At 62.6% G+C, this 7990-nt stretch carries 1 protein-coding gene; it reads left to right on the top strand.

The features are described 5' to 3' along the window. Positions 1-7990 (top strand): amino acid adenylation domain-containing protein (locus AC1DVN_RS30660; protein ID WP_477994808.1); only part of this gene is annotated, 7990 nt, incomplete at both ends.

The following is a 7990-nucleotide window of genomic DNA, read 5'->3' as shown; positions in this document are numbered from 1 at the left end:
GGCTGGTGCGGTGGTGGTGTTGCGGTCGGGTGTGGGTGGGGATTTTTTGGTGGGGTTTGTGGTGGGTGAGGTGGGTGTGGTGGTCGATGAGGTGGTGGTGTTGGAGGGGGTGCGGAGGTCTCTTGCGGGGTTCATGGTGCCGTCGGTGGTGGTGGTGTTGGGGGAGTTTCCGGTGACGGTGCATGGGAAGTTGGATCGTAAAGCCCTCCCGGACGTCAACTTCGAACCTCAATCGCTGCAGTATGTTGCGCCGCGAACGCCGGTCGAGGAGACGGTTGCCGCAATCTTCGATGATCTGTTGGGAACGTCGACGGTGGGCGTGTACGACGATTTCTTTGCCCTTGGTGGGAACTCTCTGAGTGCAGTCAGGTTGGTTGCGCGAGTGAATTCTGTTCTCGGCGAACGGATCGACATCCGCGACGTCTTCGATGCTTCTACCGTTGCAGCGCTGGCCGAGTTGGCGCAGTGTCGCGGAGGAGAGGGGGCCAAGCCGGCGTTGAGGCCGCGGGGTGCGACGACGGATATCCCACTTTCGCCGGCGCAGGAGCGAATGTGGTTTGCGAATCAGTTCGACCCCGAGTCCGCCGCCTACAACGTCGCGTGCGCGTTGAGGCTCGACGGCACAGTGAATCTGAGTGCACTTCACGCGGCATTTGTCGACGTCGTCGAGCGGCACGAGTCCTTGCGCACTGTTTTTCCTCTCACTGACGACGGCCCGCGTCAAGTGATCATGTCTACCTCACAGGTGGTATCGGATCTTGCACCGATACTTGTGCAGGGAGAGGAAGAGCTGCGCGAGCGTTGCCGGCAGATCGTTTCGGATGGTTTCGACGTCCTGCAGCAGGTCCCGATGCGCGCCACCTTGTTGCGGCGAGACGACCAGGTCCACTCGCATGTCCTGGTGATCGTGATTCACCACATCGCCGCCGACGGATTCTCCACGGTACCGCTGGCCCGAGATCTCATGAGCGCATACACCTCCCGTGTGAGCGGCGAGGCTCCTCGGTGGGCGCCGCTCGAGATCCAGTACGCCGACTATGCGTTGTGGCAACGTGGTTGGTTGGGTTCGGAATCCGACTCTCGGTCTTTGATCTCGAAACAGCTCGCCTATTGGGTCGAGAATCTTGCGGGTGCACCGGAAGTTCTCGACATTCCGACCGATCGTCCGCGCGGTGATGTGCGTTCGCTTCGACGCGGACGGATTCGGTTCGAGTTCAGCCCGGAGGTTCATGCCGGTGTGGTTGCCCTGTCGCGCAAACACAACGCCACCGTCTTCATGGTTGTGCACGCAGCCTTGGCAGTGCTGCTGGCGAGGCTCAGCGATGAGGAGGACGTAGCCGTCGGAACTCCGATCGCCGGGCGTGGGGAGCGCGAACTCGACGACCTGGTGGGCATGTTCGTCAACACGTTGGTCTTGCGCACTGCAGTGGACCGCGGCGCGACTTTCGGGGAGTTCCTCGACCAGGTCCGAAACGTAGATCTGAGCGCCTTCACTCATGCGGACGTGCCGTTCGAACGAGTCGTCGAGATAGTGAATCCTTCACGTTCGACGGCATACTCGCCCCTGTTTCAAGTCATGTTGGAGTTCCAAGACATCGAGCGACCGACACTGGAACTTCCCGACCTGCAGGTGACCGACGTGGGTGTCGAGATCGACACCATCACCTTCGATCTGCAGTTGACGGTGGCGCAGAACACTGGCACCGCCGGTGAATCGGATGGTATTCGTGCTGAATTCGGATATGCCGCAGATATTTTCGACGAGGAAACAGTGGGGAGCTTCGTCGACCGCCTGCAACGGATTCTCGAGTACGTCACCACGGATCCGCAATCGCGGATCGGAGATATCGATATCCTCGACGCCCGTGAGTCAGCCGAACTGGTACCCGTGCGAGGTGTGATCTCCACCGCTGTTCAGACCCTTCCCGATTTGCTCACGACAGCAACAGATATGGCGACCGCCCAGGATCTCGGCGCCGTCGCGCTGGTGTTCGAGGAACGTGAAGTGACCTATCTCGAACTAGACGCACAGTCGAATCGATTGGCCCGCATGCTGATCGAATCCGGAGTGGGTCCCGAATCGGTGGTGGCGATGTGTCTCCCACGCTCCGTCGAGTCCGTTCTGGCGGTGTGGTCCATTGCCAAGACAGGTGCGGCATTCCTTCCCGTGGACCCGGGACTTCCTGCTGCACGTATCGAGTACATGCTGGGCGACTCCGGTGCAGCGTGGGGGATAACGACCCGAGCTCACCACGCAGCATTGTCCGGCCTCGTGCCGTGGCTGGTCCTCGACGATGCCGGTTTCGAGGAACGGCTGTGGGCGTACTCGCCATCGAAAGTCACCGACGCGGATCGGAAGGCACGGATTCGAATCGACAATCCGGCCTATCTGATCTACACCTCGGGATCAACGGGAACACCCAAGGGGGTGACGGTCACACATCGCGGGTTGAGCAACTTTGCTCTCCAGGAGCGCGAGACATTCGCCGCCACGACCCGATCCAGAACTCTGCACTTCGCTTCGCCGAGTTTCGACGCTTTGGTTCTCGAACTCATGTTGGCCGTTGGTGCGGGATCCACGATGGTGATCGTGCCACCGACCGTCTACGGCGGGGCGGAACTGGCGGCGCTACTGGAGCGCGAGCGCGTCACCCATTGTTTTGTGACTCCGGCGGCTTTGGCATCCGTCGCCCCAGACGGACTCACCACTGTCGGTTGTGTCGTGACAGGTGGGGAGGCGTGCCCGCCGGAATTGGTGGCCCGCTGGGCGCCGGGCAGAAAGATGTTCAACGCCTACGGTCCTACCGAGACAACTGTGGTGTCGAGCATCAGTGCGGCGCTGGCTCCGAACGACCCGGTCACCATCGGCGCACCTACTCGCGGATTCAGCGAGGTAGTGCTGGACTCGCGTCTGAGAGCGGTGCCGGTAGGTGTCGCGGGAGAGTTGTATCTTGCCGGACCGGCTCTCGCTCGCGGCTATCACCGGCGATCCCCGTTGACCGCCACGCAGTTTGTCGCAGATCCCTTCGGTGCACCGGGAACGCGGATCTATCGCACGGGCGATCGCGTGCGGTGGACGCCCGACCGACAGCTGGAGTATCTCGGGCGCACCGATGCCCAAGTGAAGGTCCGTGGGTTCCGCATCGAACTCGGGGAAGTCGAGGTGGCACTGCAGACGCACCCGCGCGTGGCCCAGGCGGTGACGGGCGTCTGGAACGGCGACGGCAGGGATCGGTTGAACGGCAGGGATCGGTTGATCGGATACGTGGTTCCCGATCGCGGAGCGAGTGTCGATCCGCGAGACGTTCTCGCGCATGCAGGCAAGCGTCTGCCGTCGTACATGGTGCCTGCGGCGGTGGTGGTGCTCGACGCACTTCCGCTGACGGTTCACGGAAAACTGGACCGCGCAGCGCTACCGGCACCCGATTTCTCGTCCACGGCCACACCCGACCGGACACCGCGAACGGAAACCGAGAATCTTCTTGCCGCTCTGTTCGCGCAGGTTCTCGGCCTGGACACCGTAGGAGTGCACGATTCGTTCTTCGAGCTCGGTGGAGACAGCATCATGTCCATCCAATTGGTGGCCCGCGCTCGCGATGCTGGTGTGATCATCTCGCCTCGAGACGTATTCGACCACAAATCTGTTGCCGCGCTTGCCGAGTCGGCGCACGTGGAGCAGGACGGTCCTGATGTGCTCGCGGAGCTACCGGGGTCCGCTGTCGGAACTGTTCCACTGAGCCCGGTGGCGCAGTGGATGCTCGACCGTAGCAGTGGCGGGCTGCGTGGCGGTGAATTGAAACGGTTCTCCCAGGCGCTCTTGCTGACAGCTCCCGCTGATCTCACCCAGGACCTCCTTGTCCGTGGTGTCCAGGAGTTGCTGGACCGCCACGGAATGCTGCGAGCACGCTTGGACGAGAGCGACCGGGTCATGGAAGTCCTACCACCCGGCTCGATCTCGGCCGAAGGACTGATCCATCGAGTAGCTGTCGGTTCGGTGGACGACGAACGTTTCAGGGCCTTGGCGTCGGGAGAGCTCGAGGCCGCTGCCGACAGCTTGGATGCCGCCGCGGCCGACATGGTGCGCGTGATCTGGTTCGACCTGGTCGACAAACCCGACTTGTCGAACCAGCGGGGCCGACTACTTGTGGTGATTCATCACCTGGTTGTCGACGGCGTCTCGTGGCGCATTCTGGTCACCGACCTGGCGACGGTGACAGCACAACTCCGGGCCGGTGTCACGCCCGAACTGCCACAGATCGGAACGTCGTTCCGGCGGTGGGCGCACGGGCTTGTCGAGCACGTGGGCGATCGGAGCGTCGAACGGGACATGTGGAAAACGATCCTTGACGGCGATGACCCGCTGATCGGTTCGCGCCCACTCGATCCCACGATCGACGTCGACGGCACGGTCGACACCGTCACAGTGGACATCGCGCCTCCGGTGACCACGAACCTACTCACCACGGTTCCTGCGGCATTCCACGCCGGCGTGAACGACGGACTCCTCACTGCTGTTGCGTTGGCCTCGATCGAGTGGCGACGACGCCGCGGTATGGATACCGCTGCCGCCCTGATCACGCTCGAAGGACACGGCCGCGAGGAAGGAGCGGTTCCTGGCGCAGACCTCGCGCGCACCGTTGGTTGGTTCACCACGCTCTACCCGGTGCGCGTGGACCTCGGCGGACTCGACGTCGACGACGCACTGGCAGGTGGCGCCGACGCCGGACGAGCTCTCAAAGCCGTCAAGGAATACGTGCGTGCGATCCCCGATCATGGAATCGGATTCGGGATGTTGCGCTACCTGTCGGGCGAGAGCGAACCACTCGGCCGATTCCGTTCTCCTCAGATCAGTTTCAACTATCTGGGCCGGATCAGCTCCTCTGACGGAACACAGGACTGGCTGCCGGTGGAGGGCAATCGAAAGCTCGGCGGAACCCAGAATCGGTCCATGCCTGTGGCGTCCGTGATCGACATCAACGCGGCGGGTGAGGACCATGTCGACGGGCCCTGCCTGACAGCATCTTTCACCTTTCCCCGCGGAGTGCTCGACAGGTCTGACATCGCGGAGTTCGCGGAACTGTGGCGTCGTGCGCTCGACGGACTCACCGCGCACGCATCGCGACCTGATGCGGGCGGTCTGACGCCGTCGGACATTCCCCTGGTCTCGGTCGACCAACAACAGATCGAACGCTGGGAGAACGACTTCCCCGGATTGCACGATGTCTGGTCGGTGTCGCCCCTTCAGGCCGGGCTGATGTTCCATGCCTCACTGGCGGCCACGTCGACGGACGTCTACACAGCGCAGTTGTGCGTCGAGCTCGAAGGAGCGGTTGATTCCGAGCGTTTGCGCGGCGCTGCTGCCGGACTACTGGCAAACCACCCGAATCTGTGTGCAGCGTTCGTCTACGACGCACACGGCCTACCGGTGCAGTTGATTGTCGACGATGCAGTGATTCCCTGGACCGAGGTCGACCTGAGTGATTGCGGATCGGCAACCGAAGCAGAGCTGGAGCGCCGCCTCGACGAGGATCGCAGTGCACCCTTCGACCTCGCCTCGCCGCCACTGCTTCGGCTGACGTTGCTGCGAACCTCGCCGTCGAGGTGTGTGTTGGTGGTGACAAACCATCACATCGTTCTCGACGGTTGGTCGATGCCGTTGTTGGTGCGCGAACTGCTGATGAGATACGCGGACGACAGTCTCCCGGTCGAGAGCGTCCCGGCCGATCAGCCCCAGACTCCGTCGTACCGCACCTATCTGGAATGGTTGGCGCACCGCGACATCGAGACCTCGCTCGCGGTCTGGGAGGACGCCATGGAAGGCGTCGACGAGCCGACGTTGTTGGCGGCTTCGGCGCCGACCGCCGATCAGGTGGTACCCGAAGAGGTCACCGTCGATCTGCCGGATTCGGTGCTCGACGGACTCGGTGCGCTCGTCCAGCGGAGCGGGATCACGATGAACACGGTGATCCAAGCGGCGTGGGGTGTCCTGTTGTCTCGAATGCTTTCCCGTGAAGACGTAGTCTTCGGCGTCACAGTCTCGGGCCGCTCACCTGAATTGCCTGGTGTGGAAAACATGATGGGGCTGCTGATCAACACATTGCCTGTCCGGGTGCAACTGGATCCGGACGAGACGTGTGCACAGCTGTTCGCTCGACTACAAGGCGAGCAGACAGCTCTGCTCGATCATCACTATGTCGGACTCGGCGCGATTCAATCTGCCGTAGGGACAGGCAATTTGTTCGACACACTGTCGGTCTTCGAGTCGTATCCGATCGATACCTCGGGGATGGACGGGAACACCGACATAGCCGGTATGCGCGTCACCGCTGTGAATGCCCGCGACGCCACGCATTACCCGCTCACCGTGCTGTCGGTCGCGGAACCGACGCTGCAGGTGAGCCTGCGGTATCAGCCGGCGGCATTCGACCGCGCCGCGGTCGGCACCATTGCACAGCGAATGTCGCGAATTCTTGCCGCCTTCGCAGCGAACGCGGATACACCGGTCGGTGAGGTCGACGTGTTTGTCGCGGGTGAGCGTGGGTTGGTGGTGGGTGGTTGGGATGGTGTGGGGGTTGCGGTGGGGGGTTTGACGTTGGTGGATGTGTTGGATGGGCGGTTTGCTGGTGTGGGTGGTGGGGGGTTGGTGTGTGGTGGGGTGGTGTTGTCGTGGGGTGAGTTTGATGTTCGGGTGAATCGTTTTGCGCGGTTGTTGATTTCGTTGGGGGTGGGTCCGGAGTCGCGGGTGTGTGTGGTGTTGTCGCGGTCGGTGGAGTTGTTGGTGGCGGTGTTTGCGGTGGTGCGGGCTGGTGGGGTGTTTGTTCCGGTGGATGTGGGTGCGCCGGTGGAGCGGGTGGGGTTTGTGGTGGGGGTGGTGGATCCGGTGGTGGTGTTGTCGCGGGKTGGTGATGGTGGGTGTTTGCCGGTGGGGGTGGGGTTTGTTGATGTGGGTTGTGTTGATGTTTCGGGGTTTTCGGGTGATCCGGTGGGGGTGGGKGATCGGTTGGGGGTGTTGTTGCCTGAGCATGCGGTGTATGTGATGTTYACGTCGGGATCGACGGGTCGTCCGAAGGGKGTGGTGGTTTCGCATGCGGGGGTGGTGAATCGGTTGTTGTGGATGCAGGGGGAGTTTCCGTTGGGTGTGGGGGATGTGGTGTTGCAGAAGACGCCGGTGTCGTTCGATGTGTCGGTGTGGGAGTTGTTTTGGCCGTTGATGGTGGGTGCGCGGTTGGTGGTGGCGGATCCGGGTGGGCATCGTGATCCGGTGTATTTGGTGGGTGTGATCGAGCGGTGGGGGGTGTCGGTGGTGCATTTTGTGCCGTCGATGTTGGAGGTGTTCGTGGGGGAGCCTTCGGTGGTGGTGGGGTGTTCGAGTGTGCGTCGGGTGTTTGTGTCGGGTGAGGGGTTGTCGTCGGTGTTGGCGGGGCGGTTTGCGGGGGTGTGTGGTGCGGAGTTGGTGAATTTGTACGGGCCGACGGAGGCGTCGGTGGATGTGACGTTTCATGTGGTGGATGGTGTTGTGGGGGTGGGTGTTCCGATTGGTCGGCCGGTGTGGAATACGCGGGTGTTGGTGTTGGATTCGCGGTTGCGGCCGGTTCCGGTGGGTGTGGTGGGGGAGTTGTATGTGGGTGGGGTGCAGGTGGCTCGGGGGTATGAGGGTCGTGTGGATTTGACGGTGGGTCGGTTTGTGGCGGATCCGGTGTCGGGGGTGGTGGGTGCTCGGGTGTATCGGACGGGGGATGTGGTGCGGTGGGGGTGTGGTGGGGTGTTGGAGTTTGTGGGGCGCACGGATTTTCAGGTGAAGGTGCGGGGGCAGCGGGTGGAGTTGGGTGAGGTGGAGGCGGTGTTGGCTGCTCAGGTGGGGGTGGCTGGTGCGGTGGTGGTGTTGCGGTCGGGTGTGGGTGGGGATTTTTTGGTGGGGTTTGTGGTGGGTGAGGTGGGTGTGGTGGTCGATGAGGTGGTGGTGTTGGAGGGGGTGCGGAGGTCTCTTCCG

It is taken from the genome of Rhodococcus sp. P4_E4, from assembly GCF_056401575.1.
This window is presented reverse-complemented; position numbering and strand designations above follow the sequence as displayed.